This is a genomic window from Nocardioides maradonensis, assembly GCF_054777115.1.
The window spans coordinates 32,651-49,770 of sequence record NZ_BAAHAZ010000027.1 but is presented as its reverse complement, the minus strand read 5'-3'; the positions used below and the strand labels follow the sequence as shown (position 1 = coordinate 49,770).

The 17,120-nt window shown below is 69.3% G+C and carries 26 protein-coding genes; 3 read left to right on the top strand and 23 right to left on the bottom strand.

The genetic code is table 11. The features are described from left to right. The 3 genes from ACYVAQ_RS22635 to ACYVAQ_RS22625 all read right to left on the bottom strand — a co-directional run. Positions 1–358: recombinase family protein (locus tag ACYVAQ_RS22635; protein WP_460792860.1), on the bottom strand; the 358-nt coding region annotated here is incomplete at its 3' end. Positions 359–530: 172 nt separating this feature from the next. Beyond that, the gene (locus ACYVAQ_RS22630) at positions 531–2,171 is read right to left on the bottom strand and encodes a relaxase/mobilization nuclease domain-containing protein (protein ID WP_460792859.1); all 1,641 of its coding nucleotides are present in this window, start codon (positions 2,169–2,171) and stop codon (positions 531–533) included. Positions 2,172–2,317: 146 nt separating this feature from the next. Continuing rightward, a complete protein-coding gene (locus ACYVAQ_RS22625) occupies positions 2,318–2,734 on the bottom strand; it encodes a hypothetical protein (RefSeq protein ID WP_460792858.1) in 417 nt (138 codons plus the stop codon). Positions 2,735–2,965: 231 nt separating this feature from the next. On the opposite strand from ACYVAQ_RS22625, the gene ACYVAQ_RS22620 reads away from it, so the two are divergent. Then, a complete protein-coding gene (locus tag ACYVAQ_RS22620) occupies positions 2,966–3,268 on the top strand; it encodes a hypothetical protein (protein ID WP_460792856.1) in 303 nt (100 codons plus the stop codon). 220 nt (positions 3,269–3,488) lie between these two features. Here the strand turns inward: ACYVAQ_RS22620 and ACYVAQ_RS22615 are convergent, their stop codons facing one another. The 18 genes from ACYVAQ_RS22615 to ACYVAQ_RS22530 all read right to left on the bottom strand — a co-directional run bounded on the left by ACYVAQ_RS22615 (position 3,489) and on the right by ACYVAQ_RS22530 (position 13,035). Next, positions 3,489–3,695: a hypothetical protein gene (locus ACYVAQ_RS22615; RefSeq protein WP_460792855.1), complete on the bottom strand. Its 207-nt coding sequence runs from the start codon at positions 3,693–3,695 to the stop codon at positions 3,489–3,491. 366 nt (positions 3,696–4,061) lie between these two features. Next, entirely contained in the window at positions 4,062–4,700 is a 639-nt protein-coding gene (locus tag ACYVAQ_RS22610) for a hypothetical protein (RefSeq protein ID WP_460792854.1), read from the bottom strand. Further along, positions 4,697–5,506 (bottom strand): ParA family protein, encoded by an 810-nt coding sequence (locus ACYVAQ_RS22605; RefSeq protein WP_460792853.1) that lies wholly within the window; start codon positions 5,504–5,506, stop codon positions 4,697–4,699. The genes ACYVAQ_RS22610 and ACYVAQ_RS22605 overlap by 4 nt, the downstream gene beginning before the upstream one ends. A gap of 303 nt (positions 5,507–5,809) precedes the next feature. Further along, complete coding sequence (locus ACYVAQ_RS22600; protein WP_460792852.1) at positions 5,810–6,331, bottom strand: hypothetical protein; 522 nt, start codon at positions 6,329–6,331, stop codon at positions 5,810–5,812. A 105-nt stretch (positions 6,332–6,436) separates the two neighbouring features. Beyond that, entirely contained in the window at positions 6,437–6,754 is a 318-nt protein-coding gene (locus ACYVAQ_RS22595; protein WP_460792851.1) for a tudor domain-containing protein, read from the bottom strand. A gap of 56 nt (positions 6,755–6,810) precedes the next feature. Beyond that, positions 6,811–7,314 carry a hypothetical protein gene (locus ACYVAQ_RS22590; protein WP_460792850.1) on the bottom strand — a complete coding sequence of 168 codons (504 nt, stop codon included), beginning with the start codon at positions 7,312–7,314 and terminating at the stop codon, positions 6,811–6,813. 40 nt (positions 7,315–7,354) lie between these two features. Beyond that, positions 7,355–7,627 (bottom strand): hypothetical protein, encoded by a 273-nt coding sequence (locus ACYVAQ_RS22585; RefSeq protein WP_460792849.1) that lies wholly within the window; start codon positions 7,625–7,627, stop codon positions 7,355–7,357. Further along, positions 7,624–7,842, bottom strand: coding sequence for a zinc finger domain-containing protein (locus ACYVAQ_RS22580; RefSeq protein WP_460792847.1), 219 nt, complete (start codon positions 7,840–7,842; stop codon positions 7,624–7,626). The genes ACYVAQ_RS22585 and ACYVAQ_RS22580 overlap by 4 nt, the downstream gene beginning before the upstream one ends. Further along, positions 7,839–8,054 carry a hypothetical protein gene (locus ACYVAQ_RS22575; protein WP_460792846.1) on the bottom strand — a complete coding sequence of 72 codons (216 nt, stop codon included), beginning with the start codon at positions 8,052–8,054 and terminating at the stop codon, positions 7,839–7,841. Before ACYVAQ_RS22575 ends, ACYVAQ_RS22580 begins: the two co-directional genes overlap by 4 nt. A gap of 5 nt (positions 8,055–8,059) precedes the next feature. Continuing rightward, positions 8,060–8,269: a hypothetical protein gene (locus ACYVAQ_RS22570; RefSeq protein WP_460792845.1), complete on the bottom strand. Its 210-nt coding sequence runs from the start codon at positions 8,267–8,269 to the stop codon at positions 8,060–8,062. Positions 8,270–8,710: 441 nt separating this feature from the next. Then, on the bottom strand, positions 8,711–8,974 hold the full coding sequence (locus tag ACYVAQ_RS22565) for a hypothetical protein (RefSeq protein WP_460792844.1): 264 nt from the start codon (positions 8,972–8,974) through the stop codon (positions 8,711–8,713). Next, positions 8,971–9,447 carry a hypothetical protein gene (locus ACYVAQ_RS22560; protein WP_460792843.1) on the bottom strand — a complete coding sequence of 159 codons (477 nt, stop codon included), beginning with the start codon at positions 9,445–9,447 and terminating at the stop codon, positions 8,971–8,973. The genes ACYVAQ_RS22565 and ACYVAQ_RS22560 overlap by 4 nt, the downstream gene beginning before the upstream one ends. A 174-nt stretch (positions 9,448–9,621) precedes the next feature. Further along, positions 9,622–10,536 (bottom strand): DNA adenine methylase, encoded by a 915-nt coding sequence (locus ACYVAQ_RS22555; RefSeq protein ID WP_460792842.1) that lies wholly within the window; start codon positions 10,534–10,536, stop codon positions 9,622–9,624. Then, on the bottom strand, positions 10,536–10,718 hold the full coding sequence (locus tag ACYVAQ_RS22550; RefSeq protein ID WP_460792841.1) for a hypothetical protein: 183 nt from the start codon (positions 10,716–10,718) through the stop codon (positions 10,536–10,538). Before ACYVAQ_RS22550 ends, ACYVAQ_RS22555 begins: the two co-directional genes overlap by 1 nt. Next, positions 10,718–11,116 carry a hypothetical protein gene (locus ACYVAQ_RS22545; protein WP_460792840.1) on the bottom strand — a complete coding sequence of 133 codons (399 nt, stop codon included), beginning with the start codon at positions 11,114–11,116 and terminating at the stop codon, positions 10,718–10,720. The genes ACYVAQ_RS22550 and ACYVAQ_RS22545 overlap by 1 nt, the downstream gene beginning before the upstream one ends. A gap of 389 nt (positions 11,117–11,505) precedes the next feature. Next, a complete protein-coding gene (locus ACYVAQ_RS22540) occupies positions 11,506–11,835 on the bottom strand; it encodes a hypothetical protein (RefSeq protein ID WP_460792839.1) in 330 nt (109 codons plus the stop codon). A 64-nt stretch (positions 11,836–11,899) separates the two neighbouring features. Then, a complete protein-coding gene (locus tag ACYVAQ_RS22535; protein WP_460792838.1) occupies positions 11,900–12,613 on the bottom strand; it encodes a DUF6349 family protein in 714 nt (237 codons plus the stop codon). A 14-nt stretch (positions 12,614–12,627) separates the two neighbouring features. Then, positions 12,628–13,035, bottom strand: a complete 408-nt coding sequence (locus ACYVAQ_RS22530; RefSeq protein ID WP_460792837.1) for a hypothetical protein — start codon at positions 13,033–13,035, stop codon at positions 12,628–12,630. A gap of 124 nt (positions 13,036–13,159) precedes the next feature. Here ACYVAQ_RS22530 and ACYVAQ_RS22525 point away from each other — a divergent pair, with 124 nt between their 5' ends. Both ACYVAQ_RS22525 and ACYVAQ_RS22520 read left to right on the top strand, forming a co-directional pair. Next, entirely contained in the window at positions 13,160–13,447 is a 288-nt protein-coding gene (locus ACYVAQ_RS22525) for a hypothetical protein (RefSeq protein WP_460792836.1), read from the top strand. After that, positions 13,428–13,781, top strand: a complete 354-nt coding sequence (locus ACYVAQ_RS22520; protein ID WP_460792835.1) for a hypothetical protein — start codon at positions 13,428–13,430, stop codon at positions 13,779–13,781. The genes ACYVAQ_RS22525 and ACYVAQ_RS22520 overlap by 20 nt, the downstream gene beginning before the upstream one ends. A gap of 215 nt (positions 13,782–13,996) precedes the next feature. Here ACYVAQ_RS22520 and ssb read toward each other — a convergent pair whose 3' ends face one another. Both ssb and ACYVAQ_RS22510 read right to left on the bottom strand, forming a co-directional pair. Then, positions 13,997–14,380 (bottom strand): single-stranded DNA-binding protein, encoded by a 384-nt coding sequence (gene ssb / locus ACYVAQ_RS22515; RefSeq protein ID WP_460792834.1) that lies wholly within the window; start codon positions 14,378–14,380, stop codon positions 13,997–13,999. A 570-nt stretch (positions 14,381–14,950) separates the two neighbouring features. Then, entirely contained in the window at positions 14,951–16,816 is a 1,866-nt protein-coding gene (locus tag ACYVAQ_RS22510; protein ID WP_460792833.1) for a hypothetical protein, read from the bottom strand. Positions 16,817–17,120: the final 304 nt, after the last annotated feature.

Here is a 17,120-nt window from a genome sequence, read left to right as displayed (position 1 = left end):
ACTCGGCGAAGGTGGCCAGGATGTTGAAGAACATCTTTCCCATCGGGTCGGACGGGTCGTAGACCGTGCGCCCGAGGGCCAGCGCCACCCCGCGCTCGGCGAGCGAGTCACCGATGGCCCGAGCGTCGGGCACGGACCGGGCGAGACGATCGAGTCGCGGAACGACGAGCGTGTCGCCGGTGCGGACGGCCGCGAGGGCCTGGTCCAGTCCCGGACGGGCCCGCTTCGCGCCGCTAAGACCGCGGTCGACGTAGATCAGCTGCTCGTCGACGTCGAGCTCGAGCAGCGCTTTGCGCTGCACCGCCAGATCCTGGCGGTCGGTGGAGCACCGGGCGTAGCCGACTCGGAGTGCGCTCATGACGGTGACTGTACGGAATGGGACCGACAACCGAGACGGTAACGCGGGCGGCCTCAATGAGACATGGTCGGAGCCGGCCACCCTGCTCCACCTCCGGTCACGTCCACGTGTCCGCAGAGCAATCCCTCAACGGACATGGCCTGTCGGCGCGGCCCGCGGAACCTCAGCTGATCTAGCCGCGGCGGGGGCCGCGGTCCCTTCGCGGTTCCGGGCCGCGGTCGACCCGTGCCGGCTGGCCGGGCTGCGTGGTCGCCGGTGTGGTTGCGGTGCGGCCTTCGGTGGCGTGCGCGGATGCTTCGCGCGCAGCCTTCGCGGCCGCGGAGAGGTCGGCGGCTGGCTCCGGTGCAGCTGCCGTTGGCGGGGTGACGGTGGCGCCGAGCCACGTCTCCAGGCGCGCCATCGCGGCCATGCCGTCGCGCCGCAGCGTCTCCGCGGCGATGAGCTCGCCGCGTGCTTCCTTGGCGTCGGCGATCGCCGTCATGGTGCGTCCCAGCTGCCGGATCACGGCGAGCCAGCCGTTGTGGCGATCGGTGCCGGTCGCGCGGATCGCGAGCTGCAGGTGACGGGTGGCGATCTCCATCCCGGACAGACCGGCGGGCACCTGCGGTGCACCGGTCGCCTGGCGGTTGTAGTTGTCCTCGAGCCACTGGCGGGTGAGCACATCGGAGGCGCGTCCGGCGTCGACGTTGAACCCGGTCTCCCGGCCGTCCTCGTCGACGCCGCTGGGTGCGGCCGTCGACAGCACCGCGGTCGCGCCGGCGGCCGCGGCCTCGACGTGGTTCCACGCGTCGACGTCTGTCGGGTCGAGTGCCTGCAGCGTCTCGTTGACGGAGGCGAGATGGGCCGCGGCCTGGTCGAGCTGCTCGGGCGCGTCGGGTGTGGCGGCGCGCTTCTCGCCGCGCGCCTGCTCGGCCCACAGTGCGCGCGCGTAGGACCGCGACGCGTCCGTCTCGCCGGTCCAGCTGGCGCGAAGCTTGCCGAGCGTGAGGTCCGGCGAGAGCGTCGACGCGGAGAACCACGTGCCGTTCTTGAAGCGGATCTTGTAGCCCGTGACGTCCTGCTTGTTGCTGCCTGGCTTCCACCTGGCCGCAACGATCTCCAGGCCTGCCCCGTCCGGCTGGCGACGGTGCTTGATGACGTTGTTGATGAACGCGGCCTCCGTCGTCGCGTCCGCTGCCGCAGCGCGCAACAGGCGCTGCAGTAGCACTCGGTCCGGTGTCGCCGGACCTTCGCCGCGGGCCGCACGATCGCGCGCGATGTTGTGCTCTGCCGCGGTGAAGCTGGAGGTCCGCGGAGTGCGGTGCGCGCGACTCGCCTCGTGCAACGGCTGGACGAAGTCGAGCTTCTCCAGCACCTCGCGCCGGACGTCCTGAGAACGACGACCGCTGTTGTGCAGGTCGATGCGTCGACCGTCACGAAGAGTCGTCGAGGCAACGATGTGGATGTGGTCGTTGCCGTCCTTCGACAGCCCGTGGTGCACCGCGTACCACGACGCGTCCGGCCGACCTTCCTGACCCGTGAAGCCCATCGCCTCCATGTACTTGGTGGCCACTTCGTTCCACTGCTCATCAGTGAATGGGCCCTCGCTCGGGTGCAGCGAGATCGTCGCGTGGAACACGTGATCCTGCTGCGCGGCCAGGTCATGGCGCACCGCTCCGTCGGCGCGCTCGGCTGCGAGCCGCTCACTGATCGCGCTGTGCAGCCCTTCGCGCGAAATGCCACCCGCACCAAGGCCCGCCAGCGCCAGCTCGGGCGCGTACTGCCGTCGCCACGACGCCTCGACGACCCGGCCCAGGTGCGTCGCCTCGCGCATCGACAGTGACTGACCCGACCACTCGCCCATCAGCTCCGGCGAACCGGCGACGATGCGCTGGTTCGTGTGCTCGTTGGCCTTGCCCGGACCGAACAGGTATCGGGTCAGCCCGGCGGCATCCTTTCCGGTGGCGAGTGCGCGAACGATCACTGCACACCGTTCCCGGGAAGCTGCTCGAGCAACTCGGTGAGCCGCTCGATCGTTGACTCGAACAGGCCCAGACTGCCCGCGAGCTGACCGCCGTCATAGGTGCCGTCGGTGTTGAGCGATCGCGCGACCTGGTTCAGGTTGTTGGCAGCGTTGGCGAGCAGCCGACGTACGCCGAAGAGCTGGTCCTCGATGATGGACAGCTCGACCGCGGCCTGGGCGGAACCGGCGAACGCGGCACGCTCGTAGAACCCCGGAACACTGAGGCCAAGGTGCGCGGCTGCGGCGGTGACGCGCGCCCACTCCTCGTCGGTATGACGGATGACGGTGCGGTGCGCGCGTGACACACCCTTGGTGTAGCTGCGCCGCGTCCGCGGTCGACCACCGCTGAGGTGGTTCTCCTCGGTGTTCTCCACGCCTTACACCTCCCCGCTTCACGTCATTGAGCCGCGCTGCTCAGCGGCTCATCTCAGGTCATGGTACCCGAAGAACGGAGTTCAAGGGCACCATGACCTACATCTTGCTCCCGCCGTATGACTTCGCGTTGATCGCGACCGTCCTCGGCGGGGCAGGGAAACTGCGGGGAGAGGCACCGAGGAGAGGGTGTCACTGGCCACCGCACGCGGAGGTGACTTAAAGTGGGTGCCATGAGCGAAGACACCCACAGCCTCCTGTCCCGGGCCGAGCAGCTGCTCCAGGGACGTCGTAACGCGATCACCGGCCTCGAAGAGGCCGCGGCTGAGCTCGAGCTGGCGAAGGCCAGCCTCGCGGCCGCAGAGAAGCGGATGAGCGAGGCAGTCAGCACCGCGACCGACGCCGGATGGACGTCGACCGAACTACGTCAGCTCGGGATCACGGCAGCTCCGGCGCGGCGCGCGAAGGCGCCTGCGCGCAAGCGCCGGGCAACACCGCCGGTCGCGGCCGGGCCGGAACCGGAGCAGACGAACTAGGCAGAGACATGAACGGAAGCGCCCCCGGCCAAGTACGGCCGGGGGCGGCTTGCGTTTTGTGCGGAGCGGGACGCCACTCAGGCGTCGATGGGCGGAGCGTTGTCGACGTCGGCGACGCGTGGCTTGTGCTGACAGCAGCAGTGACGCCAGGGATGCTCGCGCTGCGCGATGGTGTCGACGCAGTCGGCGGCATCGTGCGGGTCACGACAGGGCTCGCAGATCACGCCTGCCGCCCATCCTCGGTGACGCGGGTCTGCTCTTGCTCCTGGATGCGGTGCACCCACAGTGCGCCAGCCATGACAACGAAGCCCAGGACGAACCCAGCGACGGAGACGTACTTGGCGACAGGATCGGCGGCGGTAGAGGCGACGAAGCCGATCAGTCCGACGATGGTCGTCGGGATCGGAATGAGTAGAAGCTTCGTCATCGCCGACCCTCTCGTCGAGCTCGGCGTTCCCGCCCGAACCAGATCAGGTCCTGGGCCGCGAAGACGACCGCCGCGCACGCCGCAGCGATGAGGAGTACGGTCCCTGTGATCTGCGCGAGGGCGTCATGGTCACGAGTGACCTGCCAGCACCCGAGGATCACAACGGGTATCAAGAGAAGCAGCTTCATAGGTTCAGAACCTTCCGAGAGATGCGCGTGCTTTGTGAGTGTGATCTGAGGTACCGACAGTTCGGTCCGGGGTGCTTCAGGTACGGGAGCTGCTCTTGCGCGACCCATCGCGGGTCAGCCGGCCCGCCTCAGACGCTTGGATCGTCGATGACCTGGAGCGCGCCGTTGCCTGGTGTTGCTACTTGCGCAGACGGGGCGGGAGCTGGCCGTCGATCTCCATGAGGTCGCCGTTGGTGCGCGCCTTGGTGGCGTTCACTGCGGCGACGATCGCGTCGTTGCACCAAGTGCTGATCGTGATCTGGCGACGCAGCTGCTCGCGGTCTTCGGTGATGCCCTTGTCGACGGCATCGCTGACCTCACGACGTACGTCGATCTTGCGGAGCTTGCCCTTCACTCCGGCGCGACGCTCGCGTCGGGGCTGGGCAAGCGCCGCGCGCTTGTTGTACCCGAGGGATGCGTGGGTGAGGATCGCCTGGCTGACCCACTCGGAGAACGTGTCGACGCCGTCGTGCTCCCAGAAGTCGGTCACGAACGCACGTCGTGCCTCGTCGAGGGCCTCGTCGCTGGGGAAGTACAGCCCGAGCGGAACCTTGCCTTTCTCGCGCGCGATCTCGGCAGTCGTCTTCCGCTTCTTGGTCGGCTTGTCGAACAGGTACGGCGCGACCTCCTCGATGGTCTTGCCCCGCCGCGGAGCGGCGGGTGCCGTTCCCGTCTCCTCAGCGGTGGGTCGCGGCGGCGCGGAGCTGGGCTCGGCGGCCGAGGGTGGCGCGATCGGAGACCCGGACAGTGCGGACTTCTTCGGGGTGGGTCGACTCATGCGACAGCTCCGTTCATCAGGGCGTTCAGGTGGGCGTCGTAACCGGCTGCGATCTCGCGGCCCTGCTCGCCCCAGTCGAGGTCGAGCGCGGTGCTGGACTCGACCGAGTCAGCGATGCTGACGCGCTTGTGGACGATCGGCTCCAGGATCCGCAGGCCGCGCTGCTCGGAGTCGGTGCGCAGCTGCTCGAGCCAGTGCTCGGCCGACACAGTGCGGCGCTCGAAGCGGTTGATCACGACGCCGGCGACGTGCAGCTCGGGGTTGAAGTACTTGCGTACGTCCTCCACAGTCTCCAGGAGGTGCGCCAGGCCGTCAGCGGCCCACAGCCGCGCCTCCGCGACGACCACGACGCCGTCGGCTGCGGCGAGGGCGTTGATCGTCAACTGGTCCAGCGAGGGCGGGCAGTCGATGAGGCACAGGTCGAAGTCGTCGGCCAGGTCGGCGACGGCTTCGGCGAGACGTCGTTCCTTGCCCAGCCGTCCGGTGACGAGGTTCTGGCCGACGACTGCCAGCGTGCGGGCGTTCGGCGTGGGCATCACGGTGAGGCCGTCCCAGATGCCCGGGAGAAGTACCTCGCGGGCCTTGGCCTGGCCGTCGCCCTCGTGCAGGACGTCGGCGACACCTGCGTAGGTGCGGAACTGCGGGTCGCTGGCCTCGGAGGTGATGACGCTGGTCAGGTTTCCCTGGGGGTCGATGTCGATCACCAGCACTCGCAGCTGTGCGCGGACAGCTGCGCGCGCGAGGTGGTAGGTCGTCGTCGACTTCCCCACCCCGCCCTTCTGGTTGCAGATCGCGAAGATCTTCATGCGGTCTCCTTCAAAGTCAGTGGACGGCCGCGAGGAGGCGGAGGAGATTCCCGCGGAGTGCGCCTGTGCCTTGTGTGATGTATCGAGTTTAGCGCAGGTGGCGCAGTAGTGTCGATGGACTGAGGGGCGTGTCCGGCGTGCCGCCAGGTGCGCTGGAGGAACCCGACGGGACCCGGGCGGCGACGACCTCATCGGTCGGTACAGTTGGGAACGCAGTTCGCTCCGAGATGGGTGTTCTGTGCTTTGTGATAGGAACGGCGCGCCGCTTGCGGCGCGCCGTTCCGCCTTTTCCGCCAGCGGCGGTTACGCGCGGCTCGCGAACTTCACCGCCCGGCGGACCGCTCGGCGATCTTCACGGCCGAGCATCTGCAACTGGTCGTGGAAGTCCACCGCCGCTCCCCCGGCGAGGCTGACAGCGACGCGCAGTGCGGCCTTGGCGCTCTCAGTGCCGGGCATGCGGTCAACGTGCCCGGCAACCTGCTGCCAGTCGATGGCCCGCGCACGGCTATCCGGCTCGCGGGCCATGACGTAGCCGCCCAGGACGAACCCTCGTTCGCCGCGGAGCCATCCCGTATCGCGAATCAAGTCGATCGCGGCGCGCAACGCCCGATCGCCGCGGGCCCCGAGCTTGAGCCCGGCCTCGAGCTCGTAGATCTGCACACTGGCCCAGAGGTTGCTGCGGAGGCCCGGCTTGAGACCTGCTCGCGCCTGGCGAATGTGGTCCTTGACGGCGATCTGCTGACCGACGGTCAGATCCGAGGTGAGTGCAGCGCCCCAGCGAGCTCCAGGGACGGCTGGACGGTGGTGGTCGTCGTTGGTGGTCATCGTGGTTCCTCCCGAGCGGGTTGGACTTGGTGCGGTGCACGTGGGCGGGCCAGGTGCTAACTGCGGCGCTTCACTTCGACTCCGCGGTCTGGCGGGACTCGCCGGTCATCGCTTCCCCTGCTGAACGGCAGGGCGCAGCTCGCTGTGGTCGCGCCAGCCTTGCTTGCCGTCCTCGTACTGGACGGTCCACTCGTCGACGCCGACGCGCTCGACGATGACGGCGGGCTCCCAGGCCTGGCCGCCGCGGACCTCGACGTCGACGGCCATGCCGTCGGGGAACGGGTTGTGGTTCCCCAGGTACTCGCCGACGGTGTCCTCGATCGGCGACGGTCCGTCAGGGGCGGCGTCGACCCACCGCTCGAGGGGATCGGTCGCGGCCCACGCGGCCGCGGCCTGCTCGACGTAGTTGGGCTCGCGCGTCATGAGTGGCGCCTTTCGTAGGTGCCGCTGGGGACCATCGGTTTCCGGTCCTTTCCTCTTCACGCGTCGACTGGGTCGACCTCGTCGGCCCAGCGGACGAGGCGGTCCATGCCGGGCTGCCAGATCAGGTGGTCGTCGTCGTTGTAGCGGTTGCGGGTCGACAGACCGGCTCGGCCGTTCACGAGGGCGTCGAGTGAGAACGAGATGGTGTTCGGGTCGTAGGTCCGCACCCATGCCTCGGCGGCCGCCCAGGCGGCCTCGTACGCGTCAGGGTCGCCGGCGCCGTCGTTGGCCTCAAGGGCGGCCCTGTAGGCCTGCCAGATCGGTGCCAGCTCGGCGGCCGCGGCGTAGCTGCGGGCCCGCTCTGCGATGAGGGCGGGCAGGCAGCCGCATTCCTCGTCGCGCTCGTGGTGGTAGCCGTCTCTGCAGCGGTCGTCGGAGCAGCCGCAGGCGTCGCCGCGCCACTCGGTGGCGCCAGGTCCTTCGCACCACTCGATCCAGGCGGCCTCGCTGAGGCCGGCGTCGGCCAGGACCTGGAGAGCCGCGGGTGTGAGTGCGCTCATGCGGTCATCCTCCCTGATGGGTCCGACGGTTCGGGGCGGTTCACGGTTCGCGGGTCCAGCGGGGCGGGGTGATGCCGCTGGCGCGGCAGTAGTCGGCCAGGGTGAACCCGTTGACGGCGCCGCTGGTGTCCCAGGCCCGGGCGTCGCTGTAAGCGTCGCGGGCGTGCTTGGCGAACTGGCGGGCGGTGAGGTGGTCGAGCACTCCCCCGGTCTGCTCACGCATGAGGTTCTCGACCAGGGCAAGGGTGTCGGGGTCCTCGAGCTGGATCGCATCGCTGATCATGCGGGCGTAGCCGGATGTGTGGCTGGTCATCGGGTTCCTTCCTCGGACTTGCGTACGTCGATGCGGCCGGCCCTCGCGGCGGTGGCCTCGTAGGCGTTGCACGCTCGGTCGATGCGGCGGCTGTGGGGGTTGGTGGCGTTGTTGGCTCGGCGTGTCCGACATGACTCGTCGGGCGTAGCTCCGCACTCGGGGCAGTTGCTGCCAAGGGCGAGCCGGTCGAGCGCGGCGTTTCGGGTGGTCTTCATGCGGCGGCACCGATCTGGTGAGCCATCTCCTCGAGGAGGGCCACGGCCTCGTGCACGGCGGTGGTGTCGGTGCTGTTCCACACGGTGTTGAGTGCGTCGCGGCCGTAGCCGAGGGCGCGCTGCCCGTTGGCCGGGTTGGCTTCGAGCTGTCCCATGGCCTCCTTGGCTCGCGCGAGGGCGGCCGCGCGAGCCCTGGCGGTGAGGGTGCTCATCGCTCTCACGCGCCCAGGCACGCGCTGGCGGTGTGGAGCAGACCGTGGTCCCACACGCTCCTGACGCCCGCTGCCAGCTCGTGGTGTCCGCATCCGCACAACTGCCGCTGCCCGGTCTTGGCGGGGATCTTCGCCGCGCGGGCGAGCAGGGCTGCGTTCTTGGCCAACTTCTCCTGCCTGCGCTGCCGGAGGGTGATCGCCTGGTGAGTGTTCATGGTTCGCTCCTGGAGGATCGTGCTTTGTGATACCTCTAGTTTAGCGTAACTAGCGGACATGTCTAGACTTTGTCTAGGTCTATTTCTTGTAATTCAGCCCGCGCCGGGGAGAGGGAGTCCTACAGCAGACCCGCGACAACAGGCCTACCCCGGTTTGCTCCCCTCTCCTCGGCGCCCAGGGTTCACTCCCCCGCCGGCCGCAGGCTCGATCTACCGGCGACCCCCGGTCACCACATCAGTTCCTCGGCCAGGTGTAACGCGCGCTCGGGCAGCAGCAGGACATCGGCCTACGTCGGACGACTTGACCCCATCGCGGCGACCGACCAGCCGACAAGCGCACATCGCCGGGCGTCTCGATACCGTCAAGCAGCTCGACCACCGCTGCCCACTCGGCGCCCCAGCTCGGGGTGTACACCACCTGGTCGCCGGTCCTCAGCTCGGTCATGCCGCACCTGGCTCGGTGAGGACGGTCAGCTCGAGGTCGTCGTACTCGACGTGGTCGTAGTCCTCGCGGACGAGGTCGCCGTTGGCGGTGAGGTACTCGTCGAATCCGACGAAGTCGTTGGCCTTCCACTCGTCGGTGTCGTAGTTCGCGGGAATGTCGACGACCCACTCCTGGATGCGCTGGATCAGGTAGGTGCGCTGGACTCGGATCTGCCGGGTGGCCCTGGGGGCGGCCGCAGGGTCGGGCGTCTGGGCGCTCATCCGTAGATCGCCTCGCCGAACAGGCCGAGCTGAACGATCATGTCGGCGACGTCGGCGTCGATGTCCAGGTCGTCCCACTTTGCCCAGTCCAGGCAGACGGCGGCCTGTCCGAAGTACGACGCGGGCAGCCAGGGCACCTCCTTGGCCTTGGCGATGAACTTCCGGACGCCGCGTGCGATGACCTCGCGGTCGATGCGGAACACGGCGTACTCCTCGCCGTCGACCGCTTCGGCGGAGCCGAGCATGGCCGGGTGGTCCTTGGGGTCGTACGACTCGGCGGTCGTCTCGATGTCGATGATCTCGGCGTAGAACCCGAGCGTGTCGTGGAGTTCGCGGACCGAACCGTTCGGGTCGGCGCCTTCCTTCATCCATCGGTACACCCGGCAGCGCGACCAGTAGCCGATGCCGCCTTCGAGGGCGGTGACGAAGATCGAGTGGTACGCCTGGTCTCGCTGCGCGACAGTCGCGGTCATGGTTGCTCCTAGAGAGGTCCGTGCTTTGTGATACCTCTAGTTTAGCGTAACTAGCGCAGATGTCTAGCCTTTGCCTGGACGGACTTCCCTCGAATGCGCCGTGAGGAGAGGGAGGACCCACGGGCGGGCGGCCCTGGCTGCCCAGCCGAACCGCGGCCGCCGGCTCCCCTCTCCTCAGTGCTGGGTTGTCTCGTCGCGTTCGTGCTCGTCGTCGGTGTCGTCGACGAGGTGGGGTGAGTCGAAGTTGATGCTGGTCTGTACGTCGATGGGGCGGTTGGACCAGATCACCTCGACGGTGTGCACCTGGGCGGCGGAGCGGCCGTTGGAGGTTCGGCGCAGCACGCGGCGTTCGGTGCGGTGCCAGTCGGCGTAGAGCTCGTCATAGAGCGGGCTGTGGTAGCCGGAGAGCAACACGGTCGAGCAGCTGGCCTGCAGTGCCTTGGCGAGGCGGCGGTGGTCCTCCTCGGAGGCGAACTCGTGCACGTAGTCACCCATCGGGCGCTTGGTCATCGTGGTTCGGGTGGTGACCAGGTACGGGGGATCGGCGTAGATGACGCCGTCGGAGACGGAGTAGCGCTCGATGAGCTCGACGGCGTCCATGCTCTCCAGGGTCACGGTGCCCAGGCGCCGGGCGGCGGCCTCGAACCGGTCGATGCGGTTCAGCACGGTGCGGGCGTTGTTGGAGCCGCGTTTGATGCTGGTCGACCAGCCGGTGCGGGTGCTGCCGGTGTGGGCGAAGGACTGGTTGGTGCGGACCCACCAGCGGCGGGCGCGCTCGAGGTCGCTCAGGCCGTCCTCGGCCAGGTCGGCCCGGGCGAACTCCTCGCGGGAGTAGGGCGTGAGGCGGCAGACGCGCTCCAGCTCCTCGGGCTGGTCGCGCAGCACGCGGTAGAACGCCACGGCGTTGCCGTCGATGTCGTTGAGGACCTCGTGGATCGCGGGCGCCTTCGCCAGCAGCACCGCGGCGCTGCCGGCGAACGGCTCCACGTAGACCCGGTGCGGGGGCAGCAGGGACGCGATCCAGGGCGCCAGGCGGCCCTTCCCGCCGTGGTAGGGCACCAGCGGCGTGACCGGATCGGGTGCGTGCATCAGCCGTGTCCTCCTTCGGGGTGTCCATCGTCGACCCATGAGCCGTTGGCGGCGAGCCTGACCATCTCGTGGTGGTCGCACATCTTCGATCCCTGGAGCGCGCGGCGCTTGCAGGTGGGGAAGTCGCAGCCGGCGCCGAGCTGCGCGTGCTCGCGGCGGAACGTGACCGTGGCCGCGCTCATCACTCCCCCACCATCCGGTGGTCGCCGCCGCAGAACAGGATCAGATCCAGGTCCAGCCACCAGCTGCCGCGGTGCTCGGCGTGCGGCAGCGCGAACGGCTTCCAGGACCCGGTCCAGGTGCCGTCTTCGGGGTCCCAGAGGTTGTGGACGTACTCCCCGATCCAGTCCTGGTCCTCGTCGCTGAACTGCGTGTCGCCGACGTGTCCGGCGCCGTGCTCGGTGGGGCACAGGTACGGGCCCTGGTCGCACGGCTCGACCAGCACGTACTGGACGCGGTCGGCGTACTCCTCGCGCAGGGTCTCGGCCAGGCCGAGCAGCGCCAGGCGCTGAACGTCGGCGATCGCCTGCTGGTAGTCGTGGATCGCCTCGTTGAGGGCGGTCTCGGTTGCGATGCTCATGGTTCCTCCTAGAGGGGCGTGCTTTGTGATACCTCTAGTTTAGCGTAACTAGCGCATGAGCGTCTATAGCGTGAAGGGTGTTTCTTGTCTGGCTCCGGGCGCTGGGACGGGTCCGGCGATGCCGCCACTCCCCCAGCCTCGTCCCGTGCGCACCAGAGCGGCTGGATGCCCGCCTGCGGGCTCTGCGGGCCTTGTGGGCGTGCTGGTAGCCGCTGAGGCAGTCCTGGGGGCGCTGGAGGGCGCGTGGGGCTCGTGATGATGCGGTGAGGGGTGGGGTGCCTTCGTCCCTGGGGCCGCGTGGTGCTCGGCGGGGACGGTGCAGGCGGTGAGCGTGACGAGCAGGGCGAGGGTCGCGGCCAGCGGGCCGCGGCGACGGACGAGGGGCGTCATCAGAAGAGCACCGCCTCGGGCTGAGCCGGTGGCGGGACGGTCGCGGCCTTGCGGGCTGCAGCGCGCTCGCCGTACTCGCGTCGTAGCTGGTCCTCGATCGTCGCGGTCCAGCTGGCGATCGCCTCGAAGCATGCCTCGGCGAGGACCTCGGCCAGGTGGCGGCGGTGCTGGCGCACGAGTTCGCGGTAGCCGTGGCGGCGTACGGCCGCCTCGTCTGCCTGCCAGTGCCAGCAGCCGCACCAGGACTGCGGGTCGTGCTGGAGGCTGAACGAGGTGGGCGGGGTGTGGGCGGCGAGGATCTCCTCGACGTCGTCGGCCATGCTGGTCACGTGGCTGCTCCCGAGGGTGTCGTCTGTCGGAGGTAGCGGGTTTAGCGCAGGTGGCGCGGATGGTTCACGCGGTGGTGTCGAGCAGGGTGGGCTCGTACAGGCCGGGCTTGAAGACGTGGCTGAGGTAGTTCTCGGCCACCTGGACGCCCATGTCGTAGCCGTGGTGCGGGGTGCGGGCGGGGACGTGGCGGGTGCCGTACCCGCCGCGGGCGGTGCGCACGGGGCCGCCGGCCTCGATCCAGCCGGTGGGGTAGGCCTCCTGGGCCGCAGCGAGCCAGCGGGCCTTCTGCTTGGTCTCGGGGGGCATCGAGCTGGCCAGGATCGGGAGGTCGCGCCAGCCGGTCCAGGCGTGGTCCATCGCGTCCTCGGCCGCGTCGTTCTCGCAGCCGCGGGCCTGGTCGACGTGGCCGCAGGTGCACAGGTGGCGGTAGACCAGGTCGCCGACGCACTGGCATCCCGCGCTGTAGGGGTGCTGGCAGCGGAGGTCGACGCTGAGGATGCGGGGGTGGCAGCCGGTCGCGTCGCGCTCGGGGTCGCTCTTGGGTCCCCAGAGGACGGGGGACCAGCAGTAGGTCGGCCCATCGCGGCGCACGTCGGCCCAGGAGCGGTCTGCACGCTCCTCAGACCACGCAGCGTGCAGGGCGAGGGCCTCGGCGCCGTCGCGGCGCTGCAGGGCCGTCTCCTGGCGTGCCAGGAGGTTGTTGGGCAGCCGCAGGGCGGGCAGGAGGTCGACCAGCTCGAAGAGCGCGTCTTGGGCGGGGGAGTGCGCGGTTGTCACGGGCCTGCCGCCCCTCAGGCCTGAGGGGCGGGCTGGCGGAACCGGAGGTCGTACAGGCCGGTCTCGACGTGGCGGGCGACCGAGGCGCGGGTCTCGGTGTCCATCTCGGTCTCCATGTCGGTGATCCATGCCTCGGCGCCGTCGTCGTCCTGCTCGAGGATGAACTCGATCCACTGCTCGCACACGCGCTGGAAGTAGCCGATGTGGGCCAGGAGCGGCCGCGGCTCGGCGAACTCGCAGCGGGGCGAGACGTGGATGAGGTGGGCCACGGGCTCGCCGTAGCCGCGAAAGGAGATCTCGATCGGGTCGCTGGTGTCGCCGGTCCAGGCGAAGGCGCACTCGTTGGAGTAGTACTCCAGGCCGGGGGTGCCGTCGCTGTGACGGGAGTCGTAGCCGGGGATGTTGCTGGGCGTGGTTGCCATGACTGCTCCTAGATAGTTCGTGCTTTGTGATATGTCTAGTTTAGCGTAACTAGCGCAGCAATGTCTAGGGTTTGGTGCATGGTTTTGTATTCCGAAACCTAGGGTTTCGTGATACAGTAGGGGTGTGGCGATCAGGTGGACGGACAGCGCGGACAAGCGGGGGATCGCGCATGAGGACGTGCTGTTCGCGATGTCGTACTACCGGATCTACCTGCCGGAGTTCGACGAGCCTCGTGTGGGGGAGGGGCGGCCGGATCTGTGGATTGGACCGGCGTACGTCGGTGGGCCGCTCCTGGAGGTGATGGGGCACCGGATCCCGCCGAGGGACATCGTCATCTTCCATGTCATGAAGGCACGTGAGACCACCATCAGGAGAGCGGAGGAGATTCTCGATGAGCGCGAAGAGGACTGATTACGACGAGTGGGCCGACCAGTTCGGCTCTGAGGACTACGAGCTGCCCGCTGGCGCGCGGGCGGTCAGGGGCACGCCCGAGGGGCACGAGGCGATGCGGGCGATGCTGCTCGAGGCGGCCGAGACGCCTGAGGAGCAGGAGGTGCTTCGGAACCTGGGTGGGCGGCCGACACTGGCCGCTGACGGGGGGCCGTCGGTGCCGTGGCGGCTGCGGGTGCCCAAGTCGCTCGATGCGCAGTTCGGTGCTGTGGTCGAGCACGAGGGCCGGAGCTTCTCCGAGGTGATGCGTTCAGCAGCCGAGGAGTACATCAAGGCGCACGCGCCTGCTCGCTGAGCCCGCGCCGCACCCGGTCGCGCCGTTCCCCTCTCTCCTCGCTGCCTCGGCCGCAGGCCGGCCTTCTCCTCGCCTTCGAGCCGTGTGGCCCACGCACCGGGGCCGAGGCCCGGATGCTGGGCTCTTGGCGACGTGTCGGTGCGCGAGGCCGAAAAAACGACGAATGAGGGCCGGCGGACCTGGTGGTCCGCCGGCCCTCGGGCCCCCGCTTCCCCTCAGCTGGGCTGCTCGGTCTTGGTCGCCTTGGTCGCGACCACGGTGTGGTACTTCAGGGAGAACCCGACCTCGTCGGCCACCACGTACTGGGTGATGCGGGCTTCGCCGGTCTCGCGGTCGTTGTACTTCTCGGTGACCAGGCGGCCGGTGACGGTGAGGCGATCGCCCTTGGCGGCCGAGTCAGCGATGTGCTCGGCCAGGGAGCGCCAGGCCTTGACCCGGAAGGCGTTGGGCTCGGCGTCGGCCCAGTCGGGGTTCTCGCGGGTGCCGTTGTTGACCCGGCGGTTCTCGATGACGCGGAACTCGACGACCGCGGCGCCGGTGGGGGTGAAGCGCAGCTCGGGGTCGGTGGCCAGGTTGCCGGCGAAGGTGATGTCGGTCATTTCGGGTGCTCCTTGGTGTGTGCCCCGGTGCTCGGGGCTGGGTGTGAGGTTGTTCCTGACGGTGGGGGCTCAGCGCGTCGACGGCTGGGCGGGCAACCTTCGGGTACCGGCCGGAGGGCGAAGTTCTGTGAGGAAATCAGCGCAGCGCCGATCAGAAGTTCGCCCGGAGGCCGGCCACGGCGTGGCCGAGGGTTGCGGGTCCGGTTGGTGAGGCGCAGTGTCCGTGGAGTCAGGTGCGACCGGTCGGAGCCAGCCTTGAGCTCGCCGGTGTTGCGGCAGGGTGGAGCACCCGATGTGCCGACCGCTGGAGTCGCTGGTCATGGGCGGTTCCCCCCGAGAGAAACATCTGCTGGCCGCACGCTACGTCGAGGACCCGACACATCGCAGCCCGCCAGCGGGGACCGGGAGGCATCCCGTGCGCCCTGGGCGCACACCGTCCGGCCCACCCTCCCGGGGGTACGAGTGCCGCACGCCCGTATGGCCACGGCCAACGACACTCGTACGCCGTATGCGCTATGTCCGCGTAAGTGACACCGCCCCCGGTGGAGGGGGCCGTGTCCGGCCGGGTCGTCAGCCGGCGCGTTCGTCGAGCTGGGCGCCGAGCTCTCGCATCAGCAGCTCGACGCAGCTGGTGTCGTCCTCCCATGCCGTGCGTGGGGGCGGGGGATCCGGTTCTGGTGGGGGAGTGGTGCGTTGCTCGATCCAGGCTGGGTCGAGCCGGCCGCGAGCGACCAGCCATGCCCACCAGGCGCGGCGCTCGGCCCGGTAGCGCTCGATCTGGGCTCGCACGGCGTCGTCGACGCCGAACACTTCGGCCAGACGGCCCAGGGACGCCTCACCGATCCTCCACCCGTGTCCGGTGTTGATGGCCAGCCCCCACGCGGCGAGTACCTCCAGGGCCTCGTAGGTCGCGCTGGGGGAGAGTCGCGCCTGTGCGGCCAGCTCGCGGCCGCCGATGGGTGCGTCGAGTTGTCCCAGCGCGTCGTAGACGAAGGCTGCGGCCCGTCCGAGCTCGCGGAACGCGGCCCGGATGCCGTGGATGCGGCCGCGTCGCCACGGTCGCGCTGCGCAGGCCGGGGCGAGCAGGTCCGGAATGCGTAGCTCGATGACGTGGGCCTGGACACCGCGGCCTTCCTTGACCAGGTCGATCAGCGCGCGGTCCGTGGGCTCGTCCAGGAGCGTGCGGAGCAGCCGGCTGATCGTCCCGTTGTCCGTGGCCGCGGCGATCGCCAGGCCACGGTTCCCGATCTGGATGTCGGTGGTGCCCGACAGGACAGCCATCTGTGCCAGCGCGACCAGCAAGGACCGCAGCGTCAGATCCGATCGGGGCCCGTGGAGCAGCTCCACCGCGACCAGCCACTCCCGCACGAACCGCTCGACCTGCGCCCGCGTGCGCTCGACTCGGGGTGGGGGCTGTGCGGGGTGCCGCGCGCGTGTATTACGAGCGCTAGTGGTGGTTGTGCGGACACGGGCTTGCTCGCGTTCGCCGCGGCGGCGTTTTTCGAGGTCGACGGCCTTGCGCCATTCGCGGCTCAGGACCCGGTGGCGGTCGGTGTCGCGGTACTTGGCGTAGAAGCTGGCCATGCCTGGCCAGGTGCCGTTCTCGATGCGGGTCACCAGGTCGGTGAAGGACCAGCCCGAGGCCACCGCGGCCCACAGGACGCCCTGACGGGCCTCGGAGGGGGACTCGTAGCGCTGCTCGTCGTACTCGCCCGTACGGGCGATGCGCTGGTAGTCGGCATCCGGCTCGGTGAAGCCGCGCAGCGGCTCGAGCTGCTCCTCACCGTCGCCCTGGAGCACGCCGGCGACGTCGCCGGCACAAGCAGCAGACGAGGAGAGGGATGGAGGAGCAGGCCGAGCGTTGTGGGCGGGTTCGGGCGTGGCTAGCGGGTTTAGCGCACCACGCGCACCGGCCGTGGCGGTGTCGTCGGCCGTGGAGGGTGCGATGAGTCCAGCGGCGTGGGCGGCACGACGCCGCCTGAGCAGCTCGTCGAAGAAGCGGCGCCAGGCCAGCTCGTCGTTCGGATGATCCAGCGCGGCCTCTGCGGCCTCCACGGGACCGGAGAGGACCTGGTGCCCGCCGTGACGGTGCCAAGCCCCGGGAGGGCGGATACAGCCGTCCGTTGCGCCGCGCATCGGCATCGAGTCGACCGACGAGAACAGCTCCTCCAACGCGATCGCCGCCAGGCGTGCGTCGTGGTGGGGGAGCGGGACGGCCAGCGGCACGTACAGGTGGCGGCCGCCGGAGACCGCACGGTCTGAGAATCGCGCGTGGAGACCAGAATCGGCCATCAGCGCCTCGATCGCGGCCATGTCCGCGTCGACGACGTCGGCGCCGGCCTTGGCCGAGTCCAGGTCGACCACGAACACCGGCGCACAACCCTGGGCGTCGTACAGCAGCACCGCGGCCACCTGCGAGGGCAGCTCGACGGTCACGTCGCGCTCACCGCGCCGGCTGAAACCCTGACCCGAGCGTGAAACCCGCATCCGGCCGTTAGCCGACAGACGCATCCCCACACGCGCCCACGCCTCGCGGGCAGCGAGGACCTCGGTGGAGGGAGCCGGGTGGCTCATACGCTCGCCGACTCATGCGATGCGGGTCCAGGGAGCGTGCCGCAAAAACGGGAGACCTTTTCGGCGCGTGAGGTGCCGATGTCGGAGCGCGCTGCTAATCTGGGTAGCACGAAGCCACCTCGATCACATCCTCTGGCGTGGAGTGAGTAGGTTTCAGAGCTTCAGC